At 38.4% G+C, this 16,655-nt stretch carries 14 protein-coding genes and 1 other RNA gene; 7 read left to right on the forward strand and 8 right to left on the reverse strand.

Annotated features, from left to right (window positions below; genetic code table 11):
• Nucleotides 1-574 precede the first annotated feature (574 nt).
• The 3 genes from PVA17_RS22055 to PVA17_RS22065 all read right to left on the reverse strand — a co-directional run bounded on the left by PVA17_RS22055 (nt 575) and on the right by PVA17_RS22065 (nt 4,142).
• Nucleotides 575-2,215: an alkaline phosphatase gene (locus tag PVA17_RS22055; RefSeq protein ID WP_274068979.1), complete on the reverse strand. Its 1,641-nt coding sequence runs from the start codon at nt 2,213-2,215 to the stop codon at nt 575-577.
• Between the two features lie 244 nt (nt 2,216-2,459).
• On the reverse strand, nt 2,460-3,704 hold the full coding sequence (locus tag PVA17_RS22060; protein WP_274068980.1) for a transglutaminase domain-containing protein: 1,245 nt from the start codon (nt 3,702-3,704) through the stop codon (nt 2,460-2,462).
• A gap of 51 nt (nt 3,705-3,755) precedes the next feature.
• Nucleotides 3,756-4,142 carry a hypothetical protein gene (locus PVA17_RS22065; RefSeq protein WP_274068981.1) on the reverse strand — a complete coding sequence of 129 codons (387 nt, stop codon included), beginning with the start codon at nt 4,140-4,142 and terminating at the stop codon, nt 3,756-3,758.
• A gap of 237 nt (nt 4,143-4,379) precedes the next feature.
• On the opposite strand from PVA17_RS22065, the gene secG reads away from it, so the two are divergent.
• The 5 genes from secG to ssrA all read left to right on the forward strand — a co-directional run bounded on the left by secG (nt 4,380) and on the right by ssrA (nt 10,236).
• Entirely contained in the window at nt 4,380-4,607 is a 228-nt protein-coding gene (gene secG / locus PVA17_RS22070) for a preprotein translocase subunit SecG (RefSeq protein WP_132361958.1), read from the forward strand.
• Between the two features lie 1,128 nt (nt 4,608-5,735).
• Nucleotides 5,736-6,482 carry an alpha/beta hydrolase gene (locus PVA17_RS22075; protein ID WP_274068982.1) on the forward strand — a complete coding sequence of 249 codons (747 nt, stop codon included), beginning with the start codon at nt 5,736-5,738 and terminating at the stop codon, nt 6,480-6,482.
• A gap of 37 nt (nt 6,483-6,519) precedes the next feature.
• Nucleotides 6,520-9,015 (forward strand): ribonuclease R, encoded by a 2,496-nt coding sequence (gene rnr / locus PVA17_RS22080; RefSeq protein ID WP_274068983.1) that lies wholly within the window; start codon nt 6,520-6,522, stop codon nt 9,013-9,015.
• Nucleotides 9,016-9,133: 118 nt separating this feature from the next.
• The gene (gene smpB, locus PVA17_RS22085; RefSeq protein WP_274068984.1) at nt 9,134-9,601 is read left to right on the forward strand and encodes an SsrA-binding protein SmpB; all 468 of its coding nucleotides are present in this window, start codon (nt 9,134-9,136) and stop codon (nt 9,599-9,601) included.
• A 279-nt stretch (nt 9,602-9,880) separates the two neighbouring features.
• Nucleotides 9,881-10,236, forward strand: a transfer-messenger RNA (tmRNA) gene (gene ssrA, locus PVA17_RS22090).
• Between the two features lie 133 nt (nt 10,237-10,369).
• On the opposite strand, the gene PVA17_RS22095 is transcribed toward ssrA, so the two are convergent.
• Together PVA17_RS22095 and PVA17_RS22100 are read right to left on the reverse strand one after the other, a co-directional pair.
• Nucleotides 10,370-11,542 (reverse strand): site-specific integrase, encoded by a 1,173-nt coding sequence (locus PVA17_RS22095; protein ID WP_274068985.1) that lies wholly within the window; start codon nt 11,540-11,542, stop codon nt 10,370-10,372.
• Between the two features lie 157 nt (nt 11,543-11,699).
• Nucleotides 11,700-11,939, reverse strand: coding sequence for a DNA-binding protein (locus tag PVA17_RS22100; protein ID WP_274068986.1), 240 nt, complete (start codon nt 11,937-11,939; stop codon nt 11,700-11,702).
• A gap of 397 nt (nt 11,940-12,336) precedes the next feature.
• Between PVA17_RS22100 and PVA17_RS22105 the strand changes: the two genes are divergently transcribed.
• A complete protein-coding gene (locus PVA17_RS22105) occupies nt 12,337-13,101 on the forward strand; it encodes a hypothetical protein (protein ID WP_274068987.1) in 765 nt (254 codons plus the stop codon).
• Nucleotides 13,102-13,831: 730 nt separating this feature from the next.
• On the opposite strand, the gene PVA17_RS22110 is transcribed toward PVA17_RS22105, so the two are convergent.
• From PVA17_RS22110 to PVA17_RS22120, 3 genes are read right to left on the reverse strand one after another with little or no spacing between them, the layout of a single operon-like run.
• Nucleotides 13,832-14,071 carry a hypothetical protein gene (locus PVA17_RS22110; RefSeq protein ID WP_274068988.1) on the reverse strand — a complete coding sequence of 80 codons (240 nt, stop codon included), beginning with the start codon at nt 14,069-14,071 and terminating at the stop codon, nt 13,832-13,834.
• The gene (locus PVA17_RS22115) at nt 14,071-14,250 is read right to left on the reverse strand and encodes a hypothetical protein (RefSeq protein WP_274068989.1); all 180 of its coding nucleotides are present in this window, start codon (nt 14,248-14,250) and stop codon (nt 14,071-14,073) included. Before PVA17_RS22115 ends, PVA17_RS22110 begins: the two co-directional genes overlap by 1 nt.
• Nucleotides 14,234-14,425 (reverse strand): helix-turn-helix transcriptional regulator, encoded by a 192-nt coding sequence (locus PVA17_RS22120; RefSeq protein ID WP_274068990.1) that lies wholly within the window; start codon nt 14,423-14,425, stop codon nt 14,234-14,236. The genes PVA17_RS22115 and PVA17_RS22120 overlap by 17 nt, the downstream gene beginning before the upstream one ends.
• A gap of 1,147 nt (nt 14,426-15,572) precedes the next feature.
• Here PVA17_RS22120 and PVA17_RS22125 point away from each other — a divergent pair.
• Complete coding sequence (locus PVA17_RS22125) at nt 15,573-16,442, forward strand: tyrosine-type recombinase/integrase (protein ID WP_274068991.1); 870 nt, start codon at nt 15,573-15,575, stop codon at nt 16,440-16,442.
• Nucleotides 16,443-16,655 lie beyond the last annotated feature (213 nt).

The raw sequence follows: 16,655 nt of genomic DNA on the forward strand, positions 1-16,655 counted from the left end.
TATATAAATAATTAGATATTTTTTCAAGTTTTTTCTAAATTATTTTTCCACTTATTAATTTTTAACACTGTTTTGACGGATTGTAGATTAAAATGTTGCTAAATTTCTCGATATTCATAAAATCATAAGATTAATTTAAGGTAAAATTAAGGTTTCTAAAAACTTACCTACATGAAGGGCAGAAAATGATTATCCTTTGAACCTCAATTTGAATTTTACTAAAACTACAATCACCTTTATTATCGCTGTTTTTCCGCTTCAATGGTACTTAAAAAATCCTTAAATTTCGTTTTAGGGCATCGAAGCAATCTAATTTTTTGCTACATTAAGCATAATAAATGAAAGTAAAATCAAAGTAAATCGGACGGAAAATATTGGTATAATTTATAGTGAGAGGGGATAACCAAAATGGAAGCTGTAAAAATGTTAAGCAGATGATAAAAGTGGTAATCTTTTGAGGACTGTTGCAAAAACAAATTTGAGCAAAAAAGAAAAGTGCCACCATCAAGTTAAACATCTCAACTTATGATAGCACCCTTATTTTTTGCGCACTACAGACTTTCCGTAAAAGCCGTTATTTAATTACATTTAAAACTTTTTTAGAAACATAAAATTCAGTACCGTTGTAGACATTAATTGTATCAAAGGTATGTGTTTTGGCTGTCTTGTCTTGTTCGTATATTACAATGTTCTTATTAACTGGGATTGTAACGGTTACATTATTTTTTTGTGCAATCAATTTAGGGTTTTCTTTAACAGTTAAGTCAATTTTAGATGTGTAGCCTTTTTCCGTAAATGCTTTCGTTGCTGGTATATATAAATCATCTGTCAGTTTATTTAAATCGAAGTCCATAAACTTTGCCATCGCATGGGCCAAATCTGTGTTTTCTACAAGACCTGTAATTATAGATGGCCCGAATGAGTATAAAAACACATCGTCGCCAGTATGTCCACCGGTTGTAAAGCCAATATTAGCACGGTTGGCAAGCATTTTTACCATTTCTTCGCCGGGGTCTTTAGCTAACTGTAAGGTTGTAAGCTCGTCCGGTGATAAATCATCCAATCCATAAAGTGCAGCGACTTCTACAATATTTGATTTATCCTCTTTTAATTGGCTTAGTGCACCTTCAACGGTCATTTTAGCTTTCTTTAGAGGGTCGATATAGGCAGAAACAGGTGTGTTGGAATAAGTACTTGTCGTGTTAGCATTACCCATTGTAATCCCACTATTGCCGTGGTCTGTCACAGCAATGACCATAGTATTGCCATCTTTTTTTGCAAAATCAACCGCTTCCTTAACTGCATCATCAAACGATAAAATATCGCTAATCATGCCAATTGTATCATTGGCATGAGCCGCCCAGTCCACTTTACTGCCTTCTACAAATAAGAAGAAGCCATCTTCATCCTTTTTTAGCGTATCAATAGCTTTACTAGTCATCTCAGCAAGACTTGGCTCAGATGCTTTCGTTTTGGCACGATCAAAATCGTAGGCAAGGGCACCTGGAGCAAAGCTTCCCCAAATTTTTGACGAGTTACTGTTTAGAAGCTCATCTCGCGTTTTCACGATGTCATAATTTTTTTCTTTAAGGACATCCACTAAATTCTCGCCATCTTTTCGAGCATTTTTAGTTGTACCGGGTGCCAAAGACTCAAAGCCACCACCTAATACGACATCGATGTTTTGATAAACCTGCTGCTCAGCAATGTCATCATATTGGCTTCTATTTTTAACATGTGCAGAAAAGCCTGCTGGTGTGGCATGCTGAATTTCCGAAGTAGCAATCAGTCCAGTCGCCTTACCCTGTTGTTTAGCCCCTTCTAAAACATTAGCTACAGGTCTAAAAGCATCCTCTTTGGCAATTTGCTTAAGCCCTGGTGAATTAATAACGGACGGTAATACACCTACATATTTATCATTTGATTTATGGCCAGTTGCTAACGCAGTAGCGGCAGGAGCTGAATCAGTAATAGCTGATTCGGCAGAGTATGTACGCACGCCCCCTGATAAAATTTCATCCATCGCTAAACTTTGACCTTTATACCAACGAGAAAGTGTAACGGCATTATTACTACTCCCATCCATCACGAGCATAATCACATTTGTTGGCTTCTTTACTTGAGCAGCTTCTACTTGCGGCTGAGCGATACTAATCGACGATAAAGCAATTGCGCTTGCTAGAAACAATGAACTCCATTTTTTTGAATGTTTCATGATTTTCCTCCTTAAGATAAGGTCATTTCACAAGTAAGTGTAAAGGAAGGTTGTAAAGCTACAATGAATTAATTGTTATGATATTGTGTGGATATTGTTATATGTGGTATTTATAACTAAAGTGGGGAGTGTTTCCGTTCCGACTGAGCGCTTTCCTCCAGGCTCATCTGTAACCTGATCCCCGAGGAGTCGCCCAGTCTTACGAAAACTAAAGGCTGGATATGAAAATAGAATCTAGCATAAGCTATAAATTTTGTGAATGTTTTTCACCATCAATGGTTTCGTATAATAAAACCCCTTTATCATTAATGAACAAATTTTGAACCTCTTCCTCTAACAACACTTCTTCTGAGCCATCTTTAATAAATATCTTTGTTAAAAAGCCGCCATTATCATAATCACTACAATAAATCGAATCGTCAACTGCCGCAAGGAAATAACACGCTGTTTCCGTAACCTGTCTATTTTGTTTTGTTGCTAAATCATAGGCGTATACCATGTTATCGGCCATACTATTATAATAAATAACGTTGCCAACAGTATCCGCGTACCACATATCATGCATAAAATCATAGGCGTTGCTTGTAGCAGCAAAATAGTTGTCACGTGCCCAAATATGATCTTCACTTAGTTTTTCGTCATTCACTAAAAAATATTCGTAGGAAATAGCATAAGGTTCATCAGGATTAACATCATTCCAAGTCGTATCAACATGATACCAATCACCATTAACACTTACTAAATTCCATGCATGAAGCTGATTATCGCTATAGCCATAAACATATTTAGCATCAAGACCAGCCGCCAAAAATAAACGGTAGGCTAAAAGTGTATAAGCTTGGCAAACACCAGTTTCTTGACTAATTAATTCATAAACAGATTGACCTTCTGACGCATCTTCACCAGAATAAGTGGCTAATTGTACTACAAAGTCATTAACAGCTTTAGCACGATGAAAATCATCCATGTCATTCGTAATATACTTCGTTGCAAATTTCTCTACATAATCATCGACTTTCTTTTCCTTTTTGGCATCTGTAAAATATGTAAAATCAAATTTTATCTCATAACCACTATCTACTTCCCATGCTTCCCAGTTGTAATCTTTGATATATCCTGTTGTATAAGGATTAACAAAATTAAGTATGTTATAAAGATCATTCAGTTGTTCTTCAAATGTATCCCAATCTAGTTTTCCCCTATACATTACTGTGAAATTTGGGTCAAACGTGGATATATGCTTCTCAACCTTTTTTGAAAATTGCAACAAAGCAAGATCTTCCTTAAATAATGCCGTTGAAAAAAGGTCTTCCGCAGAAAACTCCACTGATTGAGCTTTACTAGTAGGCTCCTTAAAGTCCATAGAAGCCTCTTCTTCGGATGCAGGTTCCTCTGGTGCTAATACTTCGACAGCCTTGATAGCAGCTGAACAAGCGCTAAGCATGCTTAAAATAATAAGTAAAAAAATCAGCAATAAACTCTTTTTCATAATTCCTCCATTATAATTATATTTTTAACTCATCACTAAAACGTGAGGGTTTTAACGCTTTCCGGCGGGCGTTCGATCGCCACTAAGAGCAACAGATGTGTTTGTGCGAAAGCGAAACGGCAGCAACAGATGTTTTTGTACTTTGTGCGAAAGCGAAGCGACAGCAACAGATGTTTTGTGCTTTGTGCGAAAGCGAAGCGACAGCAACAGATGTTTTTGTGCTTTGTGCGAAAGCGAAGCGACAACAACAGATGTTTTTGTGCGAAAGCGAAGCGGCACAACAGATGTTTTTTTCTGTGCAAAAGCGAAGTGACAACATGGTGTTTTGTTTGTGCGAAAGCTGCGGGATGTTGGTCCGATGGCATGATCAGAGGACATGATGCGCTTATCTTTCGTTCCTCTATTTTGCAGGGGCTCTTCTGTGTCGCTAACCCTCAAGAGTCGTCTTGCCTCCACGTCAATTAACTTATATGAATGACGTTTTTTGGAATTTTTGTGATGACTATGCTTTTAACTATTATAGGATAATGTGATAGCAAGATGGTATGTTGATTTTTAGAAAAAATAACTTAAAGAGGGAAAATGAGGATATTTATTAATCTCAGTTTGTCAAGAGAACCTTTTTTTGTTATAATATATTACGTTGTGATGTTCGAAGTTCGGGAGGTGCAGTGAATGCATACAGTAGTATTAGTTTCATTAATTATCGTTTCAGTAGCGTTGATCGTTGTAGTATTACTTCAATCTAGTAAAAGTGCAGGCTTGTCAGGTGCCATCTCGGGTGGAGCTGAACAACTATTTGGAAAGCAAAAAGCACGTGGTATGGATTTAATCCTTCACCGTGTTACAATTGTGTTAGCAATATTATTTTTTATTTTAGCACTCGCTATTACAAAAATCTAATAGTTGAAGATATATCGCCTAACCTTTACTGGTTGGGCGTTTTCTTTTATCGTACTAATTATTTGGATGTCATCAATACATAGTTAGTTCAGCACCCGTGTGTGGGGAAGGAGATACTCTCGCGAGGTCGGGCGCGGAAGCGAAGAATGCTCGCGTGAGGCAGGGAAATACTTGCGAAAGCGAAGTGACTACCCGCGCAAGGGTGTAAATACTGCGAATCGTAAAATGATGGATGGAAAAGCTAAAGGGTAGAATCCTTGAAGTGACGGATAGAATCCTCGAAGCTCTTTTATCAGCGATGAAAGAGCTGAAGCGGCGGGATTTCGTGTTTTAGCGGCGATCCTCGCTTGGTTAGCGGCGGAATTTCGTGTTTTAGCGGCGTTCTTCCTTTGGTTAGCGGCGCAACTCACACTTTTAGCGGCGAATTCTAACATAAGCTGGACAATTTTGAAAAAACTAAAGTCAGAGTTGAAGAACATTGTATAGAATTTTACACAATATTAAGGACTTGACTTCGAAGAGTCAAATTGACGGAGAATCCCTGAAGCGACGGATAAAAGAGTCAAAGTGACGGATAGACACCTCGAAGCAGACGGATAGAAGAGTCAAAGTGACGGATAGACACCCCGAAGCGACGGATAGAAGAGGCAAAATGATGGATAGACACCCCGAAGCGACGGATAGAAGAGTCAAAGAGATGGATAGACACTCCGAAGCGATGGATAGAAGAGGCAAAATGATGGATAGACACCCCGAAGCGATGGATAGAAGAGCCAAAATGATGGATAGACACCTCAAAGCGACGGATGGAAAAGCTAAAAGTGATAGATAGACACCCCGAAGCGACGGAAAGAAGAGTCAAAGAGATGGATAGACACCCCGAAGCGGCGGGTAGAAGAGTCAAAGTGACGGATAGACACCCCGAAGCGACGGATAGAAGAGCCAAAATGCCGGATAGATTCCTCGAAATGCCAAATAGAATTGCCAGAAACATCAAAATGCTGAAAAAGACCATAATATTAACCGATAAAACCTCATAAAAGATGTAACAATCGCCAAAACTTTTTAGGAAGCTTCAGTATGGCTATAATGGTTATAGTATATGTATTTGGATGAAGGAGGCGCGCAATGAAAAAATCGTTATCACAGCCTTTTTTCTTTCAGGCAGGACCTAGAGCAGTTTTGTTATTGCATGGGTTTACGGGAAGCTCGGCGGATGTGCGAATGCTTGGGAGATTTTTAGAGAAAAAAGGGTATACTACATTAGCACCTCATTTTAAAGGTCACGGTGTGGAACCGGAGGAACTTATTACAACAGGTCCTGTTGATTGGTGGCAGGATGTCGTAGCCGCGTACAAACAGCTGCAGGATGCGGGCTATGAGGAGATTGCTGTTGCAGGCTTATCATTGGGTGGTGTGATGGCATTAAATATTGCGCTTAATAACCCAGTGAAAGGTATAGTGACAATGTGTGCTCCAATGACGATGCGTACAACAGATGTTATGTTTCAAGGTGTACTGAAATATGCGAGGGACTATAAAAAGTTCCAAGGTAAAGATGAGGAGCAAATCGAAGCTGAGGTTGCGTTAATTGCTGAAAAGGGCATGCCATCTTTACAAGAATTGCGCGAGTTTATTGCCCGGACACGTCAAGAAATTGACATGATATATGCACCAATTTTTGTCGTACAGGCGACAAATGATGAGGTAATTGAGACAGAATCTGCCAACATTATATATAATCAAACTGAGTCACTTGAAAAACAGATTAAGTGGTATGACAACTCAAAACATGTTATTACGTTAGATCAAGAAAAAGATCAGTTACATGAAGACATTTATCGCTTTTTAGAAAGCTTAAATTGGGCACAATAATAATATAATTAGGATTTTCTCATGAAGGAGGGAAATTATGAAAGACCAGAACAATTCACTACAAAGTCGTTTACTCGATTTTTTCGGTGAAGAAGAATATAAACCATTAACCGTTGGCGAAATCGAGGACGTATTTGGCTTTGAAGATGCTGACGAATTTAAAGAATTAGTGAAAACGTTAGTGCGTATGGAGGGGCAAGGCTTAGTTGTGCGTTCTCGCTCCAATCGTTATGGCTTGCCGGAGCGCATGAATTTACTTCGAGGTAAATTTATCGGACACGCGAAAGGCTTTGGCTTTGTGACACCTGATATTGAGGGGATGGATGATGTTTTCATTCCACCACATGAAATAAATGGTGCGATTAACGGCGATATCGTTTTAATACGTGTTTTAAAGGAATCATTCGGTGATCGTCGTGAAGGTACGGTGACAAAGGTAGTGGAGCGTGGACAAACGAGCTTTGTTGGGACGTTCCAAGCTAATCGAGGCTTTGGCTTTGTTGTTTTAGATGACAAAAAACTACCGATGGATATTTTCATTGCTAAGGGTGATACATTAGGAGCTGTTGACGGGCACAAGGTTGTCGTTGAGGTAGCTACTTGGCCAGAGGATTTAAAATCGGCAACAGGCTATATTACAAAAATTTTAGGGCATAAAAATGACCCAGGTGTGGATATTCTCTCTATTTTATATAAGCACGATATTCCACCAGAATTCCCTGAAGAAGTGGTTGCGGCTGCGCAACGAGTGCCAGATGAAATTACAGAGGCAGATTTAGAGGGCCGCCGTGATTTACGCCACGAAACGATTGTGACAATCGATGGAGCTGATGCGAAGGACTTGGATGATGCTGTAACCGTAACGAAAAATGTAGACGGTACTTATAAACTTGGCGTACATATTGCAGATGTTAGTTATTATGTAACACAAGGCTCTGTAATAGATGTTGAAGCCTACGATCGTGCGACGAGTGTTTATTTAACAGACCGCGTTATTCCAATGATTCCACATCGATTATCGAATGGTATTTGTTCATTAAATCCACAGGTTGATCGTTTAGTACTGTCTTGTGAAATGATTATTGATGCAAATGGTAATGTGATTTCACATGAAATTTTCCAAAGTGTCATTAAAACGACTGAGCGTATGACATATAGAGACGTTTACAAAATTTTAGAGGAGCAGGACGCAGAGCTAATTGCCCGCTATGAGCCACTAGTGCCAATGTTTAAACATATGGCTGAGCTGTCTAACATTTTACGTACTAAACGTGAAATGCGTGGTGCTATTGACTTTGACTTTAAAGAATCTAAAGTAATCGTGGACGAAGATGGATGGCCAGTAGATATTGAATTACGTGAACGTACAGTAGCTGAGAAATTAATTGAAGATTTCATGCTAGCAGCCAATGAAACGGTTGCAGAGCACTTCCACTGGATGAATGTACCGTTCCTTTACCGTATTCACGAGGATCCAAAGCCAGAAAAGCTGCAACGCTTCTTTGAATTTGTCACGAATTTCGGTATTTTAATCAAAGGTACAGGGAACACAGTACATCCAAAGGCGCTACAGGATGTATTAAAGGCCATTGAAGGTATGCCAGAGGAGCCTGTTATTTCAACAATGCTGCTACGCTCCATGCAGCAGGCAAAATATTATCCTGAAAGCTTAGGTCACTTTGGTTTATCTACAGATTTCTATACACACTTTACGTCACCGATTCGACGTTATCCGGACTTAATCGTCCATCGTTTAATTCGCACGTATTTAATTAATAAAGATACATCGAAAGAAACGGTTGCACAGTGGAGTATGGTGATGGATGAAATTGCTGACCATACGTCAGAGCGTGAACGCCGTGCTGTCGATGCAGAACGCGATACTGATGCACTGAAAAAAGCACAATATATGTCCGATAAAATTGGGGAAGAGTTTGAAGGGATCGTCTCATCCATTACAAACTTCGGGATTTTCGTGGAGCTACCAAACACGATTGAAGGACTTGTCCATATAAGCAATATGACAGATGACTACTACCGCTTTGATGATCGTCAAATGATTATGATTGGGGAACGTACAAATCGTCAATTCCGTATTGGTGATGAAGTTACAGTACGAGTAGCAAATGTTATTATTGAGGAGTCATCGATTGACTTTGAAATCGTCGGAATGGTAACGTCTTATGGACGAACTCGAAAAGCTGCACCTACTGTTATACACGCACGCAAAAATTATAGCGACAACAAAGATGGTCGTAATGGCCGCAAAGGTGGTCGCAACGGGGAAGTGCGAGGTGGACGTGGCAGTCGCAGTGGTCGCAACGAAGAAGAACGTGGTGGACGTGGCAGTCATAGAGGTCGCGATGAAGAAAGCCGAGGCGGCCAAGGAGAGCGACGTGAAAACGACCGTGACCCACGAGGACGCCGCAAAGATGGCTCAAGCCCAGGCCCTAAAAAAGGCGTGAAACAAAAGCAAAAGTTCTACGAGGGCGTAGCCAAGAAAAACAAAAAGAAAAAACCAAAACGCAAATAACGTAAAAGTATAGGTGAAGGCATCATTAGCGCTTTAAAACAAATTGAAGTGGGTGCTTTCACTTTATCAATAAAAGCAGGTTGACCCTGCTTATCCTTTAAGTAGAGGGTGATTTTATATGGCAAAAGGTACTGGGAAAGTATTAGCACAAAACAAAAAAGCCGGGCACGACTACTTCATTGAAGAGACAATTGAAGCGGGCATGGTGCTCACAGGCACAGAAATTAAATCCATCCGTGCAGGAAGGGTTCAACTAAAAGAATCCTATGTACAAATCCGCGGCGGTGAAGCATGGATCAACAATATGCATGTCAGCTCATTCGAACAAGGCAACCGCTTTAACCATGACCCACTGCGCGCCCGCAAGCTACTGCTTCATAAAAAGCAAATCGGCGAGCTAGTTGGTGCCGTAAAACGTGACGGTTATACAATCGTCCCGTTAAAAATGTACATTAAAGACGGCTATGCCAAACTATTAATCGGCGTCGGCAAAGGGAAAAAGGATTACGACAAACGTAACGACATGCGCAAAAAAGAAGCAAAACGCGACATGGAACGTGCCTTCAAAGCAAAAAATCAAGATTAATAGGTTGTTAGAAAGCTCACTATTGGATGGTGAGCTTTTTGTATTTAGGTAGAGTGAGTCGGAAGAGATTATAAATGTAAGATGATGAAATAAAAAATCATTGTGAGCTAGCCAATTTTTTCTATCATTGCGGGACACTTGAACTATAGCTAGATTTGCTTTATAATAAGTATTACTGAATGCCAGATTACATGGAAGCGTACTTTTAGCTCCCACCGTACTAGAAGAAATTCTAGCTCCTTTGCTTGAACGAGGCCATGTGCTTCGATTCATATTCAAGGGGACGTTACGGATTCGACAGGGATGGTTCAAGCTTTGGTCGCGCGTCGGAGGTCTCGGCTCCGTCATCAACGGAAGTTATATAATAACTGGCAAACAACAAAACTTAGCTTTCGCAGCGTAAGCTCTTAAGCGCTCTGCCTCTCTATCGCCCATGTAGAGAACGTAGGGCCCAACTTTAGTGGGATACGGTCGATGGTGCCACCTGAGTCACCGACAAGAGATTTCCAGGTTAGCGTACAGGACGCCTGTTTGTCGGCATAATGCTACGTGAATCGTAAATAGGCAAACTACACGCGTAGAAGCTGAAGTATTGGAGTTTCTGGACGCGGGTTCGACTCCCGCCGTCTCCATAATATGATTTCATTGAATTTCAATGAACGTCAAAACCCTTGTATATCAAGGGTTTTTTATTTTGTCTATATCATATAGTTTCATTGAGTATCAAACGAACGTAGTCAAAAACGTAGTCAAAGCGTAGTCATCTAACTACGTCTCAAGATAGCTAGCAAACTTCAATATCGCTTCTTCTTTTGCTTCTTTCGTAACATGGGTGTATATGTCCATTGTTGTTTTTATATCACTATGACCTAAACGATCTTGAACTTCCTTTAAGGTTGCTCCCGCCTCAAATAACAGCGAACAGTGAGTATGGCGTAAACCGTGTGTTGTAATTGTACCTAGCTTATATTTATTCTGAACGTGTAAAATCCATTTACGAGTCTTTGTAGGCTGTAGGTATTCATTGCTTTCATTACTAAATACTAGCTGTTTAGGTTGCATCGTATTAATGCCAAGCGCTAAATAATCCTGCTTCTGCCTTTTCTTCCACTTTTTTAATATTGCCATTGTTTTAGGATCCATTTTAATAGTACGAGCAACACCTGTCTTTGTAGTCTTAACATATAGCTGATTATCTTTACCTCGTGAAAGTGCCTTATTAATACGTAGCTCATTTGTTGTGAGGTTTAGGTCATCCCACGTTAGAGCCAAGGCTTCACCTTTACGCATTCCGCTGTAAGCAAGTAGATGGAATAGGGCATATGCTTTGTAGTTACTTTCTTGTTTTAGGCATGATAGGAACTGAATGAGCTGTTCACGAGTATAGAAGTTTTCTGCTTCATCTTCTTCCGTGACAACCGCCTTTTTAGAAGCGTTGGTGGGCATGTCTACGTGTGTGAAGGGATTGGTTTGTATATACTCACGCTTAATCGCAAAGTCCAATACCTTAGCAGCATATGCCTTTACCATCCTAAACTTCTTTAACTTTGCCGCCCATTCATCAATATGCTTTTGACATACATCTACATTAATTTTTTCAATTTTATAAGTACCCATAGCAGGTAAAATGTGGTTTTTGAAGATACCTGTCGTTTTGACGAATGTGCTTTCCTCAACAGTTTTTTCGTACTGAGATATCCATAAGTCATACAACTCTTGGTATGTCTCTGCCCGCTCCTTACGATAAGTGCCATTTGCTACATCTAGCTTAATACGTGCTAGTGCTAACTCCGCTTCCTTACGAGTTTTAAAGCCACGCTTCATCGTTCGCTTCTGTTTACCTGTTAGTGGATCAACACCTAAATAAACAGGGAACTCGTATCGTAGTTCACCATTTTTTAGCTTGTAGCTTTTGATTGGTGATACTTTTTTCTTTGTCATGATTTTCCCCCTTACACTTGTGAGGGCAAGGTATATAGAGGAATAATGCTAAGTAAGATAATACGTAGCATAAAGTCTATTCTACAGTATAAAAGCCATGACATGATAGTATCAGCGTCATAGCTTAATTATAAAATATTTTATTTCTGGTTTGTTTTTAGAAACTATGTTGATCGTAGAAGGAATCTATCGTTGATTTTGAAACCCGCTTTATACCATCGATTTCAGTCACTTTTAACCCCATTTCTCTAAATTTGAGGAACGTGTTATAACTGACCCCTGCATATGAAGCTCCCTCTTTTAAGCTCAACCATTCCTTTGGTTGGTAGCTATTAACAACCTGTTGTATTGTAGATGACACCATATTTTGTAAAATGTTCAACGCTTCTATTTCCACTAAAAATACCCCCACATATGTTTTATAATTTAGGTGTCGAAACATGGTGGGGAAAAGTTGCGGTTGCATTCTTTTGATATTGTTTACCTATCTTGTTGTCAGCTACGTGGAATATGCACATAGGAGCGGTATTATACTCTGATTTTACCTACCGAAAAAGGTTATTAGTGATCTGTGAAAGGTAAAAAGAAGGTCTACAAGCCATTCAGACGATTTGAGATTTAGGTTTATCGGTAGTCTATCTTTCAAACATTGTGAGAGCCTCACTACTAACGGCACAGTTAGTTACTAAGGAAGGCTATTGAATAACGTTCTTCTTTCTTAGTTCTTTTAGTATTTAGTTTTAATATAAGGGAATAATACCTACAAAAATCACATCCGAAGGTGGCGACAATTCTTGAGAAAGTTAGTAATACTAGTCATGGTGATTGTTGGATTATTCCCCCCAATGCAATTAGTAAAGGCAAGTATTCAACCAAAATTAAAAAAAGAGGATGTTTTATTTGTTCAAGTAAAACGTCTAAACGGGGAAACTCGTATATTTAAAGAAAATGATGGGTATGAGGAAGTAATCATCAATAAGGTTGTTAACTGGATAAACACGGCAAGTCCTTCCGAAGGAGTAATTGAGTTAAATAAAACCCCCGTAATCTCGATAATGAATATAGAAATGAAAAATGGGGATGTTGCGGTTATTGAACCTGCATATAATTGTATGATCGAAAACCAAGTAAAAACATGCACGTTAGTAGATGGTGAGGTTATATATACCCAAAATAATAAAAAGGTTCGGTTGAAATCACTAGAGCTTTATGATTGGTTCTTAGTTGGGTGGAAATATGAAAGTGTTGGGGCATCAAAAGATCAATTGCTTGAAGAAACTTTATATACCAGATATTTTTCCTACCTAGACAAAACTTACTCAGATTTTATCATGTGTCCAAGAATAGATAAAGTTGAAAGAATGAATGGCGATACAAGAAGACATATTGTTCATGCAAGTGCGTTAAATTATAGTGCACACCATGGTGATGCCCCCTTTGATAGAATCCATATCACGTTGACTGATACTCCAGAAAATGGCGTTAAAATAAATAAAGTTACAATACAAAAAGGTATTTCTGAAAAAGAAAGCCTTATACAATGTAGACGGGAGAGTTAAGGGGGTTGTTCAACTAATTGATGTATTAGGTTAATAAAAAGTAAGAGGTAACCATCTCATCATCTGAGGTGGTTTTTTATTACAAGTGGTGTCGTAACTTAGGTTCATAAATAAAGGTGAAAAGGGGATAGAAATATGACGGTTTACGGATATGCCGAAGTAAAGAAGCGTAGAATATCCCATAATAAAGAGTAATCATAGGACAATCAAGGTAGTTCTTCGAATCTATAGTTAATTGCATACTTAAGTCAATGTTTACCTGTCTTGTTCGTCCGCTACGCTCCCTCACCGAGCTTCGCTTCGCGAATCTCGTATTTATATCTTTAATTTTTATTCTAATTTATTAGGTTTATGGTTGGGTTATGGTACTAATTCGAGGAAACATACCACCCCCTGTAAAGGGGATGGCGATATTAAGGACTAATCCTGAGGTATCTTCATGACATTCGACGTGCCTAGGTGCAGCTTTATCACGTATATTCTAAATAACTCTGTCATGCCACCAGCCAAAGGCTCTGCGACGGTATAAATCTAGGGAATACTATAAAACTATGCGGTTAACCCGTCACCGTTTAACGGTACAGCCACCGTTTGTTAGACGGGCTAGTTTTTAACGTGTTCTCCTAGTAAAAACCACGATTAAAGCAGGTATGAAATTTATTATGTATTACCGCTCCTAGGGATTGATAAGGAGCGGTCAATATATTAGGGTAGGATGGCTAGGGAGCGGTTACCCATAAAGTATGTCATTAATTTCTTTTTCTGTTGCCCCCACACGCTCTTGTAGGAACCTCGCTAAAGACTCTTTGTTCACACCGTAGTTATACTTGGTATTACGTGAATGATTGCTATTTTGGATCAAAGGGGCTTTGTTAATAAGTTCACGTTCCAAATAGCCCAAAACCGCTCCTTCTGAAAAACTCACATTAAAATGGTTCAGTATTCTGCTAGTTTTCTCTACGCTAATCATTAAAAATCACTCCTCAGTACTAGTTTTCTAATGCTCTCTTTGGTAAAGTAGGTACGGTTCTCGATATGCACCTTCTCTACATAAGGTGAAACTGTAAGTTCAAAAAGTCTTTGTGTACTTACCCCTAGTATTTCAGCAGCTTGTTGAAAGCTGTATAAGCCCTCAGTTTTCACTATCATCTTTAGCCCCTCCTTGTTGTAGCCAATCCATGACTACCTTTTTGTTAAAGCGAACCGACCTACCTACCTTTACACGTCCAGGGATAGCTCCTTCTCGTGCTAGTTTATAGGTTGTTTGATCTGACATATCGAGGTATTTCGCTAAAGACCTCACTGTAAAGAACTCTTTTTCCATATCTTAAAACCTCCTAATGTTATGTCCTGTCCTCTGAACGTACCTATTATAAGAACAGTGAAACTATTAATATCATGTAAAAGGAAAAAACATAGTAAAAGAACAGAAAAAGATAATAAACAATAAATTCTCTTGTTGTTGTGCGTACATTAGTAGAATTTTATAGGCGAGTAGAGGGAACAAAGGTATAGGTACCATCAATAAAAATGGAGGTATCTATCTATATTAGGATTAGAGATTTTAGGGGCATACATTTAAACAAGCTATTTGGGGCTTGTAAGGTTCTGAAGTGTAGGTGAGTAATGGTGTGGAGCATTGGAGAGTACATGTTTCAAATAAAAGAGAATCTATATGTGTAGGTGAGGAGGGTCATATGTACGTAAGGTCTTCTCGTACATCTAACTATATAGCTATTAGAGGTTAGATGTACCGTGTGAGGTGTTCCGCCCCACGATCTCCCATTTGGGTCTTAGTAGTTCTGAACGTCCTTAATGGGCTGTCAGAACGCTGTGAGACGAAGTGACATAATGGTTTATGTATGGTTGCTCGTTTAGGTCTGTCTCATTGCTCATAAACAGTGTCATACGTTTAAAAATTGCACGTCATCGGAAATATTTGTAAAAATTTAATACGGAGCTTATGACCGATACATAACCTAATACTTAGTTAAGTCAATCGCTAGGCACTGGGTGCCTCTAAGAATAAAGAAGCGTAGTGAACTATAAAATGAGCAGTTCCTATTTATCGCACTAGCAAAAGTAGGTAGGGAAGTCTTTAGCTCAGTGTCTATGGGGTGTACTCTAAACACTTTGAGTATTGATTAAATTGGTAAAAAAAAATATATAACCTTGCCCTCACAAAATGTTTTTTATCAAACGTAGTCAAATACGTAGTCAAACATTCTCAATGTCTGTCATAAACCGTTGAAAACACTAGTATTATAGCCTTTTATGCAGCGGTTGGTTCGACTCCCGCCGTCTCCATACATAAGGTGGCTACAGACGTAGTCATATCAACGATTTAACAGACTAGGGATATTGAACTGGAGTTGAACTCTTGTGCAATATCCCTTTTTTTATCCCTATAGATATTTAACATGTTTGAACTGTTTGAAGACCTTCTAATATACCAATTAGGAGGTTTTTTTGTGTCGAGAAATAGAAAACATGGAATTTTTGCGGTAAGTGGTGATGTAGTGGTTATATCGAAGAAACAAAAAGTTTTAAGGGAAAATGATAAGGAGATTAGAGAAGCGCTTGAAAACGTCTTTAATCAAATGCGTATAGCTGGGAATAGACAACGTACTATAGATAGCTATAAGTATATTTTTAACCAATTTGTAGAAGTGTGTCATATTGAATATGTAGAGGACATTAATATTGATAATTTGTATCCCTATTTAGATATTTTAGAAGTTAAATCTTCTACTAAATTAATTCGTCTAAAAGCCGTTCTAGGTAAGTTCTTTAATAATGGATGGATTAAAGACCGCTTCTGGAGCAATATTCAAATTAAAATTGATAAGGAAGTGAAGAAAGGAGCGAAAGAATCTGATATAGATAAGCTCTTACAAATGATTGACCAAACAACTTTTATTGGTTTTAGAGATGCTTGTGCAGTCATATTGATGTATAAGACAGGTATCCGTATTCGCTCATTAGGAGAGCTTAGAGAAAGTCATATCGACTTTGAACATATGTGTTTAAATCTTGATGGTTCAATACTAAAAAATCATAAGTTTTTAAAATTACCAATTGATGAAGAGTTAATAGATATTCTTAGAATGTTAATCGAGCTTAATAAAGGTATTCGCAATCATTTTGGCACAGATAATCGGAATATATTTATAACACAAAATGGTTTATCAATGAATACTAGTAAATCATCTAATTGTGCCATATCTAAACAACTAAATAAGTATGCGAAGCGGTTTGGTTTAGTAAATATCAACGCTCATGCTATTCGAAGAGCGTATGCAAAAAAATTTAGCAGTAACAACACAGTATTTGGACTTTGATGTTGATGAAGTAGCAAGTAATTTAAAGGATTTTTTTTAATAACACCACATTTCTCTTTAAAAACGAGAAGGATATTTACTGCTTGAAAAATTCGTAGAAAATTGTTGTAATTGTATAATTATACATTTACGCATTGATATTTTGGATTAATCTAGATTAAGAAGTATAGATTTAAATACCTATACTTCTTAATAAGTAACGTTACATAAAGC

This window comes from Lysinibacillus sp. CNPSo 3705 (genome assembly GCF_028674935.1).
In the GTDB taxonomy this organism is placed as follows: Bacteria; Bacillota; Bacilli; order Bacillales_A; family Planococcaceae; genus Lysinibacillus.